Annotated in this window: 15 protein-coding genes; 7 read left to right on the top strand and 8 right to left on the bottom strand. The window is 55.5% G+C overall.

Annotated elements, in window-relative coordinates; translation table 11 throughout:
• From AB7M29_RS10620 to AB7M29_RS10610, 3 genes are all read right to left on the bottom strand, one after another.
• Positions 1–699: an ABC transporter permease gene (locus AB7M29_RS10620; protein ID WP_123495817.1), complete on the bottom strand. Its 699-nt coding sequence runs from the start codon at positions 697–699 to the stop codon at positions 1–3.
• Positions 696–1,385, bottom strand: coding sequence for an ABC transporter permease (locus AB7M29_RS10615; RefSeq protein ID WP_007951063.1), 690 nt, complete (start codon positions 1,383–1,385; stop codon positions 696–698). Before AB7M29_RS10615 ends, AB7M29_RS10620 begins: the two co-directional genes overlap by 4 nt.
• A 90-nt stretch (positions 1,386–1,475) precedes the next feature.
• Positions 1,476–2,249 carry an ABC transporter substrate-binding protein gene (locus AB7M29_RS10610; RefSeq protein WP_217856525.1) on the bottom strand — a complete coding sequence of 258 codons (774 nt, stop codon included), beginning with the start codon at positions 2,247–2,249 and terminating at the stop codon, positions 1,476–1,478.
• Positions 2,250–2,285: 36 nt separating this feature from the next.
• On the opposite strand from AB7M29_RS10610, the gene AB7M29_RS10605 reads away from it, so the two are divergent.
• Positions 2,286–2,573: a hypothetical protein gene (locus AB7M29_RS10605; RefSeq protein WP_454246824.1), complete on the top strand. Its 288-nt coding sequence runs from the start codon at positions 2,286–2,288 to the stop codon at positions 2,571–2,573.
• A gap of 397 nt (positions 2,574–2,970) precedes the next feature.
• Here the strand turns inward: AB7M29_RS10605 and acs are convergent, their stop codons facing one another.
• Positions 2,971–4,926, bottom strand: coding sequence for an acetate--CoA ligase (gene acs, locus AB7M29_RS10600; RefSeq protein WP_448723319.1), 1,956 nt, complete (start codon positions 4,924–4,926; stop codon positions 2,971–2,973).
• Positions 4,927–5,295: 369 nt separating this feature from the next.
• Here acs and AB7M29_RS10595 point away from each other — a divergent pair, with 369 nt between their 5' ends.
• From AB7M29_RS10595 to AB7M29_RS10580, 4 genes are all read left to right on the top strand, one after another.
• Positions 5,296–5,559 (top strand): DUF2790 domain-containing protein, encoded by a 264-nt coding sequence (locus AB7M29_RS10595; protein ID WP_217856528.1) that lies wholly within the window; start codon positions 5,296–5,298, stop codon positions 5,557–5,559.
• A gap of 182 nt (positions 5,560–5,741) precedes the next feature.
• Positions 5,742–6,053 (top strand): hypothetical protein, encoded by a 312-nt coding sequence (locus AB7M29_RS10590; RefSeq protein ID WP_217856529.1) that lies wholly within the window; start codon positions 5,742–5,744, stop codon positions 6,051–6,053.
• Between the two features lie 672 nt (positions 6,054–6,725).
• Positions 6,726–7,976: a ribonucleotide-diphosphate reductase subunit beta gene (locus tag AB7M29_RS10585; RefSeq protein WP_007934889.1), complete on the top strand. Its 1,251-nt coding sequence runs from the start codon at positions 6,726–6,728 to the stop codon at positions 7,974–7,976.
• 365 nt (positions 7,977–8,341) lie between these two features.
• Positions 8,342–8,887 (top strand): BRO family protein, encoded by a 546-nt coding sequence (locus AB7M29_RS10580; RefSeq protein ID WP_437342750.1) that lies wholly within the window; start codon positions 8,342–8,344, stop codon positions 8,885–8,887.
• A 57-nt stretch (positions 8,888–8,944) separates the two neighbouring features.
• On the opposite strand, the gene AB7M29_RS10575 is transcribed toward AB7M29_RS10580, so the two are convergent.
• The gene (locus AB7M29_RS10575; RefSeq protein ID WP_052248619.1) at positions 8,945–10,246 is read right to left on the bottom strand and encodes an McrC family protein; all 1,302 of its coding nucleotides are present in this window, start codon (positions 10,244–10,246) and stop codon (positions 8,945–8,947) included.
• Entirely contained in the window at positions 10,243–11,802 is a 1,560-nt protein-coding gene (locus AB7M29_RS10570; RefSeq protein WP_038979412.1) for an McrB family protein, read from the bottom strand. The genes AB7M29_RS10575 and AB7M29_RS10570 overlap by 4 nt, the downstream gene beginning before the upstream one ends.
• A 253-nt stretch (positions 11,803–12,055) precedes the next feature.
• On the opposite strand from AB7M29_RS10570, the gene AB7M29_RS10565 reads away from it, so the two are divergent.
• On the top strand, positions 12,056–13,045 hold the full coding sequence (locus AB7M29_RS10565; RefSeq protein WP_454246823.1) for a hypothetical protein: 990 nt from the start codon (positions 12,056–12,058) through the stop codon (positions 13,043–13,045).
• 3 nt (positions 13,046–13,048) lie between these two features.
• Here the strand turns inward: AB7M29_RS10565 and AB7M29_RS10560 are convergent, their stop codons facing one another.
• Together AB7M29_RS10560 and AB7M29_RS10555 are read right to left on the bottom strand one after the other, a co-directional pair.
• Entirely contained in the window at positions 13,049–14,239 is a 1,191-nt protein-coding gene (locus tag AB7M29_RS10560) for a hypothetical protein (RefSeq protein ID WP_454246822.1), read from the bottom strand.
• A 113-nt stretch (positions 14,240–14,352) separates the two neighbouring features.
• On the bottom strand, positions 14,353–15,171 hold the full coding sequence (locus AB7M29_RS10555) for a sulfite exporter TauE/SafE family protein (protein ID WP_454246821.1): 819 nt from the start codon (positions 15,169–15,171) through the stop codon (positions 14,353–14,355).
• Between the two features lie 224 nt (positions 15,172–15,395).
• Here AB7M29_RS10555 and AB7M29_RS10550 point away from each other — a divergent pair, with 224 nt between their 5' ends.
• Positions 15,396–16,163, top strand: a complete 768-nt coding sequence (locus AB7M29_RS10550; protein ID WP_454246820.1) for an AraC family transcriptional regulator — start codon at positions 15,396–15,398, stop codon at positions 16,161–16,163.
• The last annotated feature ends 66 nt before the right edge of the window (positions 16,164–16,229 follow it).

The raw sequence follows: 16,229 nt of genomic DNA, 5'->3' as shown, positions 1-16,229 counted from the left end.
TCAGTGCTTCCGCGGGGCCAGATAGCCCAGCCAGCGGTGCTCGGCCATTTTGAACAGGCGCACCAGAATGAACGTCAGGCACAGGTAGAACACGCCGGCGGTGATGTAGGCTTCGAACGGCAAGTAGAACTGAGCGTTGACCGTGCGCGCGGCACCGGTGATGTCGATCAGGGTCACGATGGACGCCAGACTGGTGGTCTGCAGCATCATGATCACTTCGTTGCTGTATTGCGGCAGTGCCCGGCGCAGGGCCGATGGCAGCAAGATCCGCTTATACATTTTGACCCGCGACATGCCCATAGCCTTGGCCGCTTCGATCTCGCCGTTCGGCGTGGCGCGCAGGCTGCCGGCGATGATTTCAGCGGTGTAAGCGCTGGTGTTGATGGCGAAGGCCAGGCACGCACAGAACGTGGCGCTGGACAGCCATGGCCAAAGGAAGCTTTCACGCACCGCTTCGAATTGCGCCAGACCGTAGTAGATCAAAAACAGCTGCACCAGCATCGGCGTGCCGCGGATCACGTAGGTGAACAGCCAGGCACTCATGTTGACGACCGGCTGCTTGGAGACGCGCATCAGCCCCAGCGGCAGTGCTGCCAACAGGCCGAAAAACAGCGACAGCGCGAGCAATTTAAGGGTGGTCACCAGGCCGCCGAAGTACAGCGGCAAGGCCTCCCAAATGACGTTGTAGTCGAAGATCATAGATCAGCCGCCCTTACGCCTACCGAGTAGCGCTTCTCAAGGTGACGCAATGCCAGCAACGAGACGCTGGTAATCACCAGGTACATCGCCGCCACTGCGAGGAAGAAGGTGAAAGGCTCGCGGGTAGCATCTGCCGCCTGCTTGGCCTTGAACATCATGTCTTGCAGACCGACCACCGAAATCAGTGCGGTCGCCTTGGTCAATACCAGCCAGTTGTTGGTGAAACCCGGAATCGCCAGACGAATCATCTGCGGCACCAACACCCGGAAGAACACCTGAAAACTGCTCATGCCGTACGCCATGCCGGCTTCTGCCTGCCCCTTCGGGATTGCCATGAAGGCACCGCGAAAGGTTTCCGACAGGTACGCACCGAAGATGAAGCCCAGGGTGCCAATACCGGCGGCCAACGGGTTCAGGTCGATGTAGTCGTCATAGCCGAGCATCGGCGCGACGCGGTTGAGCAGGTCCTGGCCGCCGTAGAAAATCAGCAGGATCAGCACCAGATCGGGAATACCGCGGATCACCGTGGAATACAGGTCGCCCAGCCAGGCCAGCCAGCGCACCGGCGACAGACGCAGCGCAACGCCGATCAGCCCCAGAACGATGGCCAGGGCCATGGACGACAAGGCGAGCTGAAGCGTCAGCCATGCGCCATCGAGGATGACAGCCCCGTAGCCTTTCAACATGATTCAGGTCCTCGAAAGTTGGGATGAAAAAATGGCGCAAACCTCAGAGATCCTGCTGCTTGCGCCATTTCGGACTTGTTGCGGGGACGATTACTTGCCGTAGATATCGAAGGCGAAGTACTTGTCCTGGATTTGCTTGTATTTGCCGTTCTCGCGAATGGCCGCGATCGCGGTGTTGATCTTCTCTTTCAGCGCGTCGCCCTTGCGAACCGCGATACCTACGCCGTCACCGAAGTATTTGACGTCGGTGAAGGCCGGGCCAACGAAGGCGAAACCCTTGCCAGCGTCGGTTTTCAGGAAACCGTCATCCAGCAAGGTCGCGTCTGCCACGGTGCCGTCGAGGCGACCGGCGGCCACGTCGAGGTAGATTTCGTTCTGCGAACCGTAAGGCTTGATCTCGGCACCCAGTGGGGCCAGGACTTCGCGGGCGAAACGCTCGTGGATCGAACCACGTTGCACGCCGATGTTCTTGCCCTTCAACTCAGCCAGGTTTTCGCTGACCTGAGTGCCGGCCTTCATGACCAGGCGAGCCGGGGTGTTGTAGTACTTGTTGGTGAAGTCCACGGACTTCTTGCGGTCTTCAGTGATCGACATGGACGACAGGATCGCGTCGATCTTGCGCACTTTAAGTGCCGGGATCAGGCCGTCGAACTCTTGCTCGACCCATACGCACTTGACCTTCATCTCTTCGCACAGGGCGTTACCGATGTCGTAGTCGAAACCCACGATGCTGCCGTCCGGCGCCTTGGAGGCGAACGGAGGGTAAGCTGCTTCGATACCGATTTTTACAGGCTTGTCATCGGCGAAGGTCGGCAGGGACAGCACGGACAGTGCCAGGGCGCCAAGCAGCACAAGTTTCTTCATCTTGGGACTCCATCGGTAAAGGGCAAAAACGGCAGAGTGAGCGACAGCCCAATATGCGAATGGGTTAAACAGCTAAGCGGTGCTGCGTCCTGGGATGCATGCGCTGAATTCAACATTGAGTTCAACACCGGCAACGACGAGCGAGTGATCGGCATTCTAACGACAGGCCCGAAGCCGATATTTCTTCAATGCGACAACAAATTACAGATGCACCGAGAAAGCCGCTTGAGCGCGTTGACAGCCTTGCAATTTCATGCAAGAGCAAAAGACAGTGAACCGATCTATATTGCAAATTGCGGGCCTATTATTGGCAAACCCTTCTAATCCAGCAAGCGCAGCGTTGTGTCTTATTTTTCATGGCCGATTGAGAGGCCCTGAGACTGGGCTTTGCGTTTCCCAATGCCTCGTATCGGAGCGTGCGGTTACACATTCAGTTACTTGAAGGGTGATGGGTAACAGTGGGACAGCGCCTACAGGCGAACCGATAAATATTGGTTCGGGTTTATTTATGTGGCGCCTGTCAGACCGCCTTCGCGAGCAAGCCCGCTCCCACATTTGATCTCCAGTGAACACAGATTTTGTGCGCAACTCAGGTTCAATGTGGGAGCGGGCTTGCTCGCGAAGAGGCCCGAACAGCCACCACCACCCCCAACCTGATCACCATAAAAAAACCCCACCAAACTCAACGTCTGGCGGGGTTTCGATGACTCAAGAACCGCTGTTAAGCGACGTTCATGGTCTTGTGCGTATCAATCAAATGCTGCACCACACCCGGGTCGGCCAAGGTCGAAATATCCCCCAATCCATCGTATTCGGCCGTAGCAATCTTGCGCAGAATCCGGCGCATGATCTTGCCCGAACGGGTTTTCGGCAGGCCCGGCGCCCACTGAATCACATCCGGCGAAGCAATCGGGCCGATCTCTTTACGCACCCAGTTTTTCAGTTCCAGGCGCAGTTGCTCGCTCGGCTCTTCGCCACCGATCAACGTGACATAGACATAAATGCCCTGCCCCTTGATGTCGTGCGGCACACCCACCACCGCCGCTTCGGCGACTTTCGGGTGCGCGACCATCGCGCTTTCGATCTCGGCAGTACCCATGCGGTGCCCGGAAACGTTAAGCACGTCATCCACACGCCCGGTGATCCAGTAGTAACCGTCCTCGTCACGACGCGCACCGTCACCGGTGAAGTACATGCCACGGAAGGTCTTGAAGTAAGTGTCGACGAAGCGGTCATGGTCGCCATACAGCGTGCGCGCCTGGCCTGGCCACGAATCGAGAATCACCAGGTTGCCCTCGGCCACGCCTTCGATGATGTTACCGAGGTTGTCCACCAGCGCTGGTACCACCCCGAAGAACGGACGTGACGCCGAACCCGGCTTGAGCGCGTGAGCGCCCGGCAGCGGGCTCATCATGTTGCCGCCGGTCTCGGTCTGCCACCAGGTATCGACGATCGGGCAACGGGATTGACCGACGTTCTTGTAGTACCAATCCCACGCTTCCGGGTTAATCGGCTCACCGACCGAACCCAACAGACGCAGGCTGCTGCCATCGGCGCCTTCTACAGCGGCGGTGCCCGACGCCATCATCGCGCGAATCGCGGTAGGTGCGGTGTAGAGGATGTTGACCTTGTGCTTGTCGACGATCTTCGCCACCCGGGTGATGTCCGGATAGTTCGGCACGCCTTCGAACAGCAGCGTGGTCGCGCCATTGGCCAACGGGCCGTAGACGATATAAGTGTGGCCGGTGACCCAGCCGACGTCGGCGGTGCACCAGTAGATTTCGCCCGGACGGTAGTCGAACACGCGCTCGTGGGTCATCGCCGCATACAGCAGATAACCGCCGGTGGTGTGCTGCACGCCCTTCGGCTTGCCGGTGGAACCGGAGGTATAAAGGATGAACAGCGCTTCTTCGGCGCCCATCTCTTTCGGCGCGCACACACTGCCCGCCACTTTCATCAGGTCTTCGTACCAGATGTCGCGATGCTGGTTCCACTTGATATCGCCACCGGTGCGCTTGCACACGATGACTTTCTGAATGCTGCTGGTTTCCGGGTTGGTCAGCGCGTCGTCGACGTTGGTCTTCAGCGGAATTTTCTTGCCGGCACGAATGCCTTCGTCAGCGGTGATCACCACTTTGGATTTGCAGTCGATGATCCGGCCAGCCAGGGCTTCCGGCGAGAAACCACCGAACACTACCGAGTGAATCGCGCCGATCCGGGTGCAGGCCAGCATGGCGACCACGGCTTCGGGGATCATCGGCATATAGATTGTCACCACGTCGCCGCGGTGCACATCCTGGCCGCGCAAGGCGTTGGCGAACTTGCAGACTTGTTCGTGCAGCTCACGGTAGGTGATGTTGCGGCTTTCGGCAGGGTCATCCCCTTCCCAAATAATCGCGATTTGATCGCCGCGCTCGGCCAGATGACGGTCGAGGCAGTTGTAGGAAACGTTCAGCGTGCCGTCGGCGAACCATTTGATATCGACATGGTGATCGTCGAAGGACGTCTGCTTCACCGTGGTGAAAGGCTTGATCCAGTCGAGGCGCTTGGCTTGTTCACGCCAGAAGCCGTCCGGGTTGACGACCGACTGCTGGTACATGGCCTTATAGGTGGCCTCGTCAGTCAGCGTGTTGGCTGCTACCTCGGGACGAACGGGATACAAAGAAGCCGCACTCATCTTTCTTACCTCGGTGGAATAGTTGTTTTTGTATGGCCCCAGTTGTAGCCGGGCCGGGCCTATAGAACCATTCGACGATGGTAGTAACAAGCCCCTACAAAATGTGGCTATACCGCGACAAGGCGCTCAAACCCGGCTGTTCTAGGCTTCTTGGGGGATTGTTACCGAATTTGCCAAAGGTGTTTATCAAAAGCACGGCTATATGCACGCCACCCCCAGGCCTAAAATCAGCCTCGCCAACACGGCAACGCGATTAACCCAGTTGCAGCCCCCACAAAGGCAGTTAATCCAAGACTCTTTATTAAAGCTCCACACGCAATCCCAAAAAGATTGCGTGACCCCCTTCGACTTCAGAAAGGTAAATTTGAAATGAAAGCTTTATTGGTTCTGGCCCTCAGCAGTCTGTGCGCAACCGCCATGGCGGATGAGGTCTCGACTGATGTCGCACAGCAACAACCCGCCATTGAGGAATACACCTACTCCACCCATCTGGACATCGCCAAAGTTATATCGATGAGCGAAATCCCGAACGTCTGCGAAGTGGTTCCAGCCAAAATGGAATACGACGACTCCAAAGGTCAGCGGCACATTCTGCGCTACAGCGTCATGGGCAACGGCTGCTCTAACGGCTGATCCGCCCCCTTCTATCTCCCAAGGCTCGACCCATCCTTTTTAAAGACAGATGAAGCGCCAGGCCTTATATCGACAAACACGATTGTTTTAAGCGTTTATTTGCGCTTTTTAATCAAAATAGTTGGCGTAGGATGAATTCCACACCCAAGGCACAAAACGCCAACGAACCTGGAGCCACTACCATGAAAACCAAACTGATCCTCGCCCTGACCCTTTCCGTCCTGGCCGCTAACACCTTCGCCGCCGATGGCTACGACCGCACTGGCTCGTCTACTTTCACTGAAGCGGCTGTCGCTTCTGATGGTTACGACCACACTGGTTCGGCTTCTTTCGCTTCTGATGGTTTTGATCGCACTGGCGCTGCCAAGGTGGCTGCTGATGGTTTTGATCACACTGGCGCCGCCAAAGTCGCCGCTGATGGCTTCGATCACACTGGCGCTGCCAAGCTCGCTGCCGATGGTGCTGACCACGTAGGTGCAGCTCGTTTCAGCTGAAAACTGAATACGACCTCACAGCCCGACTTCGGTCGGGCTTAGTTGTGTCTTAAGTGGTCAAAAATCGACCAAAACCACTACATGTAGTAAAAAATGCCGCTTCTGGTTATTTTTTGAGCAATTTATTTCAAGAATATTTTCAGCCAAAAACTGCACACAATCTCACCCACAAAAACGCCTCCCCTCCCCTGAAAGCCCCGCCCCACCTGGCTTGCAACACAACAGCAGACCCTAACGGCGCCAACACCCAGCCCTCACCGTCAAAAACCAGCCAAAACAGACGAAAAAAAAACTTCCTCCGCCAAAGCCCTGTAAACCCTCGCTCCAACCTGAAAACGCCCCTCGCCGACCGCTCCGAGTGCCATTTCGCCGCACCACGGGGCTGAAAATTTCCTTATAATGCGCACTTAAACGGGCCTGCAATATTCCCTTACAGGGGTGAAAAGCCAGTCTGAAGCCCACGCAGAAGCGACTCATGTTTTTTGCGCCCATCAGCGGCTTCGGAACACCCGTACAAAATTCTGTTTGTTGCCTGCTTACCGCCGCAAAAAACGGTACTGCTGCAAAAAACGATTTCCTTTAGATCCAACGCGGCCAGAAACGGCTGTGTGAAAAACCAACCTATCAGTTTTCACACGGGCAATCTGGCCCTCACGCAGGAGACGACACGTCATGCTGAGCTGGGACGAATTCGACAAAGAAGATGACGGCGAAGTCGCTGTAAAAGGCGCCAACGCCGGCCACGCTTCTGAAGCCAACATGGACCGCCTCGACAGCGCCGGTGGTGCCGCCGCTCAAGAGGCCCGCGCCGTGACCGCGACGGACTCCGCCGCAATCGCCCGCGCCAAGGCTGCCTTGGACTCCCTCGACGTCGCCGAAGGCCTCGCCGAACTGGAAGGCGCCTCTGCCCGTGTAGCTGTCGATGAAAAGCGCATGATCAACTGCCGCGCCGACCTCAACCAGCTCGTCCCATTCAAATATGACTGGGCATGGCAGAAGTACCTGGACGGCTGCGCAAACCACTGGATGCCGCAAGAAGTCAACATGACCGCCGACATCGCCCTCTGGAAAAACCCGGAAGGCCTGACCGACGACGAGCGCCGCATCGTGATGCGCAACCTCGGCTTCTTCTCCACCGCCGACTCCCTGGTTGCCAACAACCTGGTCCTGGCCGTGTACCGCCTGATCACCAACCCGGAATGCCGCCAGTACATCCTGCGCCAGGCGTTCGAAGAGGCGATCCACACCCACGCCTACCAGTACTGCATCGAATCGTTGGCCATGGATGAAGGCGAGATCTTCAACATGTACCACGAGATCCCATCGGTCGCGAAAAAAGCCACCTGGGGCCTGAAATACACCCGTTCGATCTCCGATCCGAAGTTCGAAACCGGCACCGTCGAAACCGACAAAGAATTGCTGCGCAACCTGATCGCCTACTACTGCGTTCTGGAAGGCATCTTCTTCTACTGCGGCTTCACCCAAATCCTCTCCATGGGCCGCCGCAACAAAATGACCGGCGTCGCCGAACAGTTCCAGTACATCCTGCGCGACGAATCCATGCACCTGAACTTCGGCATCGACGTGATCAACCAGATCAAAATCGAAAACCCGCATTTGTGGGATGCTGAAATGAAGGAAGAAGCTTCGCAGATGATTCTGCAGGGGACTCAGCTGGAGATCGAATACGCTCGTGACACCATGCCTCGTGGGGTGTTGGGCATGAATGCGGCGATGATGGAGGACTACCTGAAGTTTATTGCTAACCGTCGTCTGTCGCAGATTGGTCTTAAAGAAGAGTATCCAGGGACGACTAACCCGTTCCCTTGGATGAGCGAGATTATGGACTTGAAGAAAGAGAAGAATTTCTTTGAGACTCGGGTTATTGAATACCAAACCGGTGGTGCGCTTAGCTGGGATTAATAGCCTAGCTCGCCATGATTTGACGATTGCAGCCTGAGTCGACAAGTCAAAAAAGCAAAGCCCCGATCTGATCGGGGCTTTTTTATGGGCAATGAGTAGTCCTTTTCCATCCCTACGTCACAGCGCTAAATCTCCTACAGCACTTACAGCTGCTTCTCCATTGATACCCGCTAAAAGCACCTCTAAGCTCCATCGCAGGTGCCTAAGAAACGCCCAACGTAGAAAGCTTGGTCAATCACACAGATTCGCAATTCACCCTTTGGTGGTTTGTCGTTGGAATGTGACGGCTTTGCTCGTTGGGATTTTCTAATTCCACTCTACGTTGGGTCTGGCCCTGTCCCCTTAATACGTAGAGGTCACGGATTATGTCCACTCAACTCGCATCCAGAAATTTATCCACACCAATGAACGACGAGTGGGAGCCTCTCCCATGCACCCTATTCACTCGCCACGACATTCATCTCCACGCCCTACTCTTCGAAAACCAAGCCTGGTTTTGCGCGCGCGATATAGGGCGATTGATGGGTAAATATTTGGACGAGCGAATGTCCCGAAAACTCGATATGGATCAGCGACGGATGTTGTTGGTACATGCTCATGGAGTAGCAGAGGAGCGACTGATGCTCAGCGAGTCGGGCGTGTATGCATTATTGGTTTATCACTATTGCCCCGAATATCGCTCACTACGCGAATGGCTGACGCATCAGGTTGTAGCTGCACTGCGTGACGCAAGACCAGCGCAGGCAGTTGAGCGTCCGACCTTGAGCGTTCTGGATTGGCCACAGATGCAACTGAGTTTGCTGCATTGGCAGAATGAACCATGGATTCGGATGCGGGACATGCCTTGCATCCTGCTGACTCAACAGCAAACATCTTGGTGGAGGAAAGCTTCACGGCTATTTCTATTTTAGAAAGCCGCTAAAAATGGGTGCAGCTTTCTGCACCCATTTGATTGGGAGCATTGAGCATCACGCCGACTGTTCACTTGATCGCTGTTGCTGAGAGTGAAGCGGGAACCCTTCAGGAGCGCCTAACAATACGCCACGCTCCATATCAAACGGCAGCACCCAAAGCTTGAGTTGCGGTGCAAACTCGAATACCTGCAACGGCGCATCAAACGCAGATCGTCTTGGATAAATCAGCACCAACTCCCCCTCGCCCGATAGGTATTTGTGGCCATAGGCGAACAACTGATAGAAATCAGACTGCTTCAAACCGTAGCTCTTATCCTCACCAGATGAGTTCAACCGCTTCCATTTTGTGTCTAGCACCCAGCGTTTATTCTGATGGTGAACTATCAAATCCGGTCGCAATTGAAAGAAGTTTTTGCCTTTGTGCTGACACAAATATTCAGTGTGGGCTTGAGTTTGAAGCCGAGCGTCTTGCAGCAGATCCCTGTCTAGACTCGCAGCTACATAGCGCTCAAACAGCTTCTCCATAGGAAACAACAAGCTCATGCCATGCCACTCCCCGGCGACCGCCAAAGGCATCTTTTGATTGATAATCAGCTCGCACCAGGGCTTCACTGGCACGTAGTGCGCCATCAGTCGCTCGCTACTCCATTGTTTGAAATCCTGCTGCACATTGCGACTTGGAGGAACCTCTAACAACACACTTCTTAACTCGTGAGCCAGACGCCAGTTACCAGCATCTTTTGTTGCTTTGCAGACCTCATCTAACGCGAATTTGAGTAAGCGGTTTTCTGATCGGTCGGGCAAATAGATATCGTGTCGAATCTGGAAATGGTGCTGGCGCCCAGGGGGTTGGCGCATTTGCTTAACCACATCCAATTGACCACGTAGGAACCGTTGTTCCTCCTCTACGCGCTGGTAGTCAAAGCGTAGACCTCGCTTGATCAAGTGATCCAGAGCCAGTAGGAATCGGCCCATGACCCATTCGCTCAGCGGTGCATCGAAATTTTGAAGATCTGCCGCGCCGACTTCACGGGTGGGTAAATTTAGAGAAGCTTGGATCATGCGCCGCAACAACACTCTGCTCTGCTTAATGCAGTCCTCTCGCTCAAAATGTTTGGGGAGAATTTCAAGACGCGTGCCACAGGGTGTTTCCAACACACCAACGTAGTTGTCGAGTTTGAGTAAACACCGATTTTCAAGCTGAACCAGTGCAGCTCCAGCATTGCTGAAAGTAGCATTCAATTTGCACAGCCAGTCAAAGGCGGAAACCGATACCTGAGCAAGATCCAATGTCGGCTCAGTGATTTTATCTGTCGTCAGCCTCGCGTACTCGCGGACCGTGATGATGGGTTTCACACCGTCACGCCTTTCAATGCGCTGATTACGGCCGCGCCAAGATGGCGAGTATTAAACTCAAGACCACTTGCATGGTGTGTTGTCAGGCCATGTGCTGCGGCAAGCTCTCGCAAAATAGGTTTAGATGGGCTGACGATCTTCCCAGACTTTAAAACCTCGATTGATCCGCTTTCAAGCTGACGAACCTGAATGTCGTCTTTTTCAGCTTCAATAGCCTCCTGGACCTTTGGAGGTACTGCTTGGTGATCAATGACGCCCCAGAAAGACTCAATCCGAGCAAAGGCGTCTTCGTTGATAATCCATTGGTTATTTTGGTTACTTAGCACCACTTGATCGCCAAACAAAGATCCTGAGTTGAATAGCGCCTGCGCGATAAAGCAGTTTTCAGGGGCCTTGCGATGATCGTTAAGGACCCATTGAATCCGTAGCCAATCTTCGAAGAAATACTCTTGCAGCAATGGGAGCACTTGCTCGCGAAAGATTTGGCCCAATCGCTCCAGCGTTGGCTCATCCTTTAACGGCATGAAATACGCGTGTCCTAAGCAATGATCTCGGTCTAAAAGCATTTCAATTCGTTGATTCATCACTATTAGGAGTTGGGCAACATTGAGTTCCCCCACGGTGACGTCGTTCAGCAGCTCAGGCTTAGGCGGCATTTCGCGGAACGTGAAACGACGACGCAGTGCGATATCTAGACCGGCCAATGAACGATCAGCGGTGTTCATGGTGCCAATGAGGTAGACATTACTCGGAACGCTGAAATGATCCTTCGAATACGGCAGCGTCACCTTTAATGCCTCGTCGACTCCTGCACGCTTGGATGGCTCGATGAGAGTAATCAGCTCACCGAAGATCCGAGAGATATTGCCGCGATTTATTTCATCGATGATGAGTACGCGTGCGTCGCTGGATTGAGTTGTTTCCTTGACCTTTGCGTCTTCGGATGACGTATCCAAAATCCGCTGAACCAAAACCGGCAAAATATTGTTGTAGCCATTGATGAGATATGGTTCCAGCTTAGTTTCTGACACTTTGTCAAAAACTAGCTTGTTGCGAACATCTGCGACGGTTAACCGCCCTGCCCGCACATATTCAGCGAGCGTGTGAAGAATACTCATCCCAATCGGTAGCTCTTTACCATTAGGTTTAACCAAGCTCAGCAACTCAGCAGATGCACTCGCGACTATGTACCCCGAACCAAATGACTCCCCCTTTATAAATAGAGCACCGGGGCTCTTTACTTTGGCCATGGCAGAGGTGCACATTTTTTTGAACACACCATCGACGACTTCGTAGCGCAATTGCCCATCTTCTCCGCTTTCAGCACGTAGACCTTCGACGAAGTCCTCGTAGCTGAAGCTTTGATGAAAGGTGACGAACTCAACGTGCCCATCTTCGGCTAACTCATCAAAGCGTTTCTTTAAAGCCACCCGTTTGCCTTTGTTGGCCCGAAGAAACTCAGGAGCAAGAATTTCCAGCGCGGCCTCGATAGTGGCGAACGTCTTACCGGTTCCCGGTGGGCCAAACAAGATTTGGTTAAGTGCAGGCGAAGTCATCGAGTCGCTATCCTTGCTACGTGAGCAAATGGTCATCGCGGGGTGCGGCTCGATCACAGTCGACACGGGTTGCAGAAACCGAAACTCGACGTAGGAAATAGCGCACAGCCGCAGGAAATTTATCCTACAACGGTAGCTACATTGCCATCACTGGTAAAGCCGCACAGAGAAGTAGATCGCGCAGTGGAAAAAGCTGTGCAGGACGAACGCTTAGCGACTATAAAAACGATCCCCTCAAAGAGCCCGATAGCCCATGAAATTCGACCTCGCCTACTGCCTCAGCCTCGACGACAAGCTGTCGATCTATGACGTGCGCGATTTGAATTTCGACGAGACGATGGAGTTCGATTCCGCCAAGGAGCATTTCCAGTGCCCCAACGATGCCTGCCGTTCAGCGTTTGATGCGACCAACGTGTTGGGGACGTTCAACGCCAAGAATGTGAATTACGTGCGCACGCCGCACTTCAAGAACATTCCCAGCACGCGGCATGTCGAGGGTTGTCCTTATGTCAGTCTGAAAACGCCGGCGTCGGGACTGGATGCGGATGGTGCGGAATTGGATGACAGTCGGGAGGAGCATTTCCCATCGGAGTTGTTGCTGACTCGGCGTGAGTATGTGCGCAAGCCGTCCAACCCGGCTGTGGCTGCGGATGTCATGCGGGATGACCCCAAACCAACTTCAGCGGCCAGTAACGTCGAGCATCCGAGCCGGGAGTCGGCGCCCGACAAGACCAGTGTCTTCGCCCACCCGGTGGAGTGTTTTGTGTCGAACTTCGAGGACAAGGAGCTTCTCAAGCGCATGCCGCTGAAGATTGGCGAGCACACGGCGCCTTATGGGTCGTTCTTCAAGAAGATCGAATACCTGCAGGACAACAAGGGGTTGATTTACTGGGGAAAAATCAAGGAGATCAAGGATTACACCCAGAGCTTTCGCATCGATTTCGAACAGAAGGTCTGGTTCAAGCAACCGGACGAGGCGAAGAAGAAGCCTTACTCGGTGAATGTTTACCTGAGCAAGAAGCTGATCGACAACTACCGCAAGCGCAAAGCGTTTCTGGAAGAGATCAAGCATGCCGTCGACAGTGAGGCGCAGTTGTATTGCTTCTTTTATGGGGTAACGCCGGAGTTGAAGCAGGTGCCGAGCAAGAAAAACCCCGAACAGACGTTCGGGGTGTTTAGCGCGAATATTGAGAATCTGGATCACTTCATTATTCGTGAAGCGCCGGGGTTGGCGGCGAGCTAGGAATTAGTTCTGAGGCAGTTGGAGTTTGACCGCGCCGGGATGTTGCTTGACCACGGCGTACGGCAGCACTGACCAGCCCGGATCATCGCAATTGCGTTGCACGCGGGCGAAGTACGGTCCCAGGTACAGGCCTTTGGCGGTGAAGTGCCAGTTGGAATAACCCCAAACACTTTCGTCGGTGTAGTCGCAGTCGTTCTCGTCCGTCGGTTTCTGCATTTCGCCGGGGTACAGTGTGGTGAATTGTTTGATCAGCCACGGCACGAACACTTCGCGCTGATAGGTGAATCGCGCGTTGCTCTCTTCCTCGGTCAAGGATGTGTCGCCCGCGCTGTCGCGATCGGCGTGCAGCAGTGGCTTGCCTTTGCCAACCCACAGCACGTCGTCCAGCGACAGGCTATGACCGGTGTGAACGTCGAGGTTGATCGGTGAATCGCCAAAATCCGGGTGAGCGCCGCCGCAGCTGTAGCTGGTGGCGATGCTCAGGCTGACCACATCGGGCGATAGGAATTGGGGGCTGACACCTTGGTCGAACTCGGCATATTGCCCACCTTGCAGCAAACAGCCGTGATAGCTGATGACTTCGCTCCAGAGCCGCTCCAACAATTGCTGATTGACCCGCTGCTGGTCGGCTTTCGGGTAGCCGGACTCGATGCTGAACATGGAGAGAGTGGACTCGGGCTGCGTCCACCATTGCAGGTCGTAGCCCATGAAGGACTCTTTCTTGCCCGGTTTGAGCTTCAAGCCTTGCAGGCGAAGATATTCATAAGGATCGCTTTTCGGCAGCGCGGCGATGAAGGGCAAGGCGTCCGCCGCCGGTGCCGGCAGCTTGGCCTCGGTCAACTGCATTTGCAGGATTTTACCCTTGGGGCTTTTCCATTCGCCCTGCCAGCCGTTGGCCGTTTCTTGCAGCTTCAGGGTCGGCAGGGGGTTGTCGTCGCCGTAGCGGTTATTGCCTTCGGTTAGCGTCAGGGTCTCTTCTTGCAGCGAACCGCTCAGCTCCAGGTCGCGATGGTACTTTTCATAGAAGTAGCGGCCGGTCACTTCGTCAGGCTGAAAGAGGTTCATTTCCAGCACGATTGGCATCTTGCCCAGCGTGCCGGTGAACACTCGTCTCCCATCCTCGCCATGAGCAGTGGAACACAGCATGAGTAACAACGCGGCGACTGGCGCCAGACGTAACAATCCTTTGAGCATTAATCGATCCCTGAATGAGTCGGAAGCAGCGCCGGCAGGTTGAAGGCGGCGCAGGTTGAACGAGGACGGATTATGGCGAGGTTGCAGGAGGGAATCGAGCTTCATTGCGCACTTCACTTCATCGCCATACTGAGCATCACCACCACCAGCAAACCAATATAAACCCGCGCATGCACCCGATCCGGTATCCGCCCGATCCACGGCGTGGCCAGCCGAATCCCCACCAACGCCCCAGCCGTCAGCACCAAAAACGCCAGCACATCCACATAACCGATAAACCACGGCCCCAGATCAAACTCGGTAAACCCCGCCATCGCCATGTAAGTCAGCGTCCCGGCCACCGCAACCGGCAGACTCAACGGATTGGCCATGGACGTTGCCCGAGACATGCTCAGCCCACAACGCCGCAATAACGGCACGGTCATGACGCTGCCGCCCACGCCGAGAAACGTGGCGATGGTGCCGATGCCTACACCGCCGCCAGACACTTCTGCCCTGCCCAATCGCCGTGGGATTACGGCGTCGGACTGTGTGAGAAAACCGCGTCGGAACAAGCAGTCCAGTATCGTCACGCCGAGGTAGGCGATGAAGGCAAAACGGATCAGCTCGCCACTCGCCCACATTGCAGCAACGGCTCCGACGATCGCGCCCAGGCCGATGAACCCGCCCAACGGCCACACGTAACGGCGAATGAGATTACCGGCGCGTTGATGTTTTGCGGTGGCGATCAGGGCGTTGACGATCATCACGCAGGTCGAGGTGGCCACGGCGATGTGCATCGCCGATTGGCTGATGGGATCGTCGGCGCCGTGACTGGCCGTGAGCATGCGGTACAGCAAGGGCACGACGACGAATCCGCCGCCGAAGCCGAACAGCACGGCGGTGACGCCGGTCATGCAGCCGAAGAGTGCCAGCAAGAGGTAGAAGAACATCGCGCATCGTCCGTTGGTTGAGAGTGAAAGAACAATCCATGTGGGAGCGGGCTTGCTCGCGAAGACGGCGGCACAGTCAACATTGATTTCGCCTGACACACCGCTTTCGCGAGCAAGCCCGCTCCCACATGGATTGCTCTTAACTTACTGGTATTAGGGCTTGGCCTGCTTCAGCAAGTAAGCCAATAATGTTTGCGTTTACGCCAACTGCTGGATGCCGCTCGATGCGCAATGTTTCGATTGATCTGCTGGACGATACGCCACGGCCGGTGGTGGCTATCGGTACGGATTACCCCGACGGTCGTCTATTGCCGCGCCATACCCACCGGCGGGCGCAGTTGTTGTACGGTGCCACCGGGGTGATGCAGGTGAGTACGCACGACGGCAATTGGGTGGTGCCGCCGCAGCGGGCGGTGTGGATTCCGCCGGGGGTGGCGCACGAGGTGTTGATGCTGGGGGTGAGCACGCGCAGTTTGTACATCGAACCGGGGGCGGTTGATTTGGGCAACCGCTGCCAGGTGATCAGTGTTTCGCCGTTGATGCGGCATTTGTTGATGGAGGCGGTGGAGGTTGCGCAGGAGTACGACGAGGCTGGGCGCGATGGTGCGCTGATCGACTTGCTGCTGCATGAATTGGCCCGTAGCGCTCACCTGCCGTTGCACATTCCGTTGCCCATGGATTCGCGGCTGCTTGGGTTGTGTCAGACGTTTCTCCAGCATCCGAACACTCATCAATCGCCGCAGCAATGGGCCGATCAGTTGCATATCAGTTTGCGTACTTTCAATCGTTTGTTCCGCCAGCAGACTGGCCTGAGTTTCAGCCAATGGCGGCAGCGGGCCTGTGTGGTGCTGGCCTTGGCGCGGCTGGCGGTGGGCACGCCGGTGACGCGGATTGCGCTGGATTTTGGTTATGACAGCCCGGCGGCGTTCTCGACGATGTTTCGTCGTGTGCTGGGGCAGGCACCGTCCGTTTGGTTGGAAGGGGTGAAATAGAGAGGGCACAGTCGCCAATGTCAGCCGGTCAAGCGCAATTCATGTGGGAGCGGGCTTGCTCGCGAA

The sequence above is a fragment of the Pseudomonas sp. F-14 TE3623 genome (assembly GCF_053629015.1).
Note: the sequence above shows the minus strand (reverse complement) of the source record. Positions and strands in the feature narration are given on the sequence as shown.

Bases quoted from the DNA above. Each gene is read 5' to 3' on its own strand.
- AB7M29_RS10620 (WP_123495817.1), bottom strand. From the start codon at position 699: ATGATCTTCGACTACAACGTCATTTGGGAGGCCTTGCCGCTGTACTTC.
- AB7M29_RS10615 (WP_007951063.1), bottom strand. From the start codon at position 1,385: ATGTTGAAAGGCTACGGGGCTGTCATCCTCGATGGCGCATGGCTGACG.
- AB7M29_RS10610 (WP_217856525.1), bottom strand. From the start codon at position 2,249: ATGAAGAAACTTGTGCTGCTTGGCGCCCTGGCACTGTCCGTGCTGTCC.
- acs (WP_448723319.1), bottom strand. From the start codon at position 4,926: ATGAGTGCGGCTTCTTTGTATCCCGTTCGTCCCGAGGTAGCAGCCAAC.
- AB7M29_RS10595 (WP_217856528.1), top strand. From the start codon at position 5,296: ATGAAAGCTTTATTGGTTCTGGCCCTCAGCAGTCTGTGCGCAACCGCC.
- AB7M29_RS10590 (WP_217856529.1), top strand. From the start codon at position 5,742: ATGAAAACCAAACTGATCCTCGCCCTGACCCTTTCCGTCCTGGCCGCT.
- AB7M29_RS10585 (WP_007934889.1), top strand. From the start codon at position 6,726: ATGCTGAGCTGGGACGAATTCGACAAAGAAGATGACGGCGAAGTCGCT.
- AB7M29_RS10580 (WP_437342750.1), top strand. From the start codon at position 8,342: ATGTCCACTCAACTCGCATCCAGAAATTTATCCACACCAATGAACGAC.
- AB7M29_RS10570 (WP_038979412.1), bottom strand. From the start codon at position 11,802: ATGACTTCGCCTGCACTTAACCAAATCTTGTTTGGCCCACCGGGAACC.
- AB7M29_RS10565 (WP_454246823.1), top strand. From the start codon at position 12,056: ATGAAATTCGACCTCGCCTACTGCCTCAGCCTCGACGACAAGCTGTCG.
- AB7M29_RS10560 (WP_454246822.1), bottom strand. From the start codon at position 14,239: ATGCTCAAAGGATTGTTACGTCTGGCGCCAGTCGCCGCGTTGTTACTC.
- AB7M29_RS10555 (WP_454246821.1), bottom strand. From the start codon at position 15,171: ATGTTCTTCTACCTCTTGCTGGCACTCTTCGGCTGCATGACCGGCGTC.
- AB7M29_RS10550 (WP_454246820.1), top strand. From the start codon at position 15,396: ATGCGCAATGTTTCGATTGATCTGCTGGACGATACGCCACGGCCGGTG.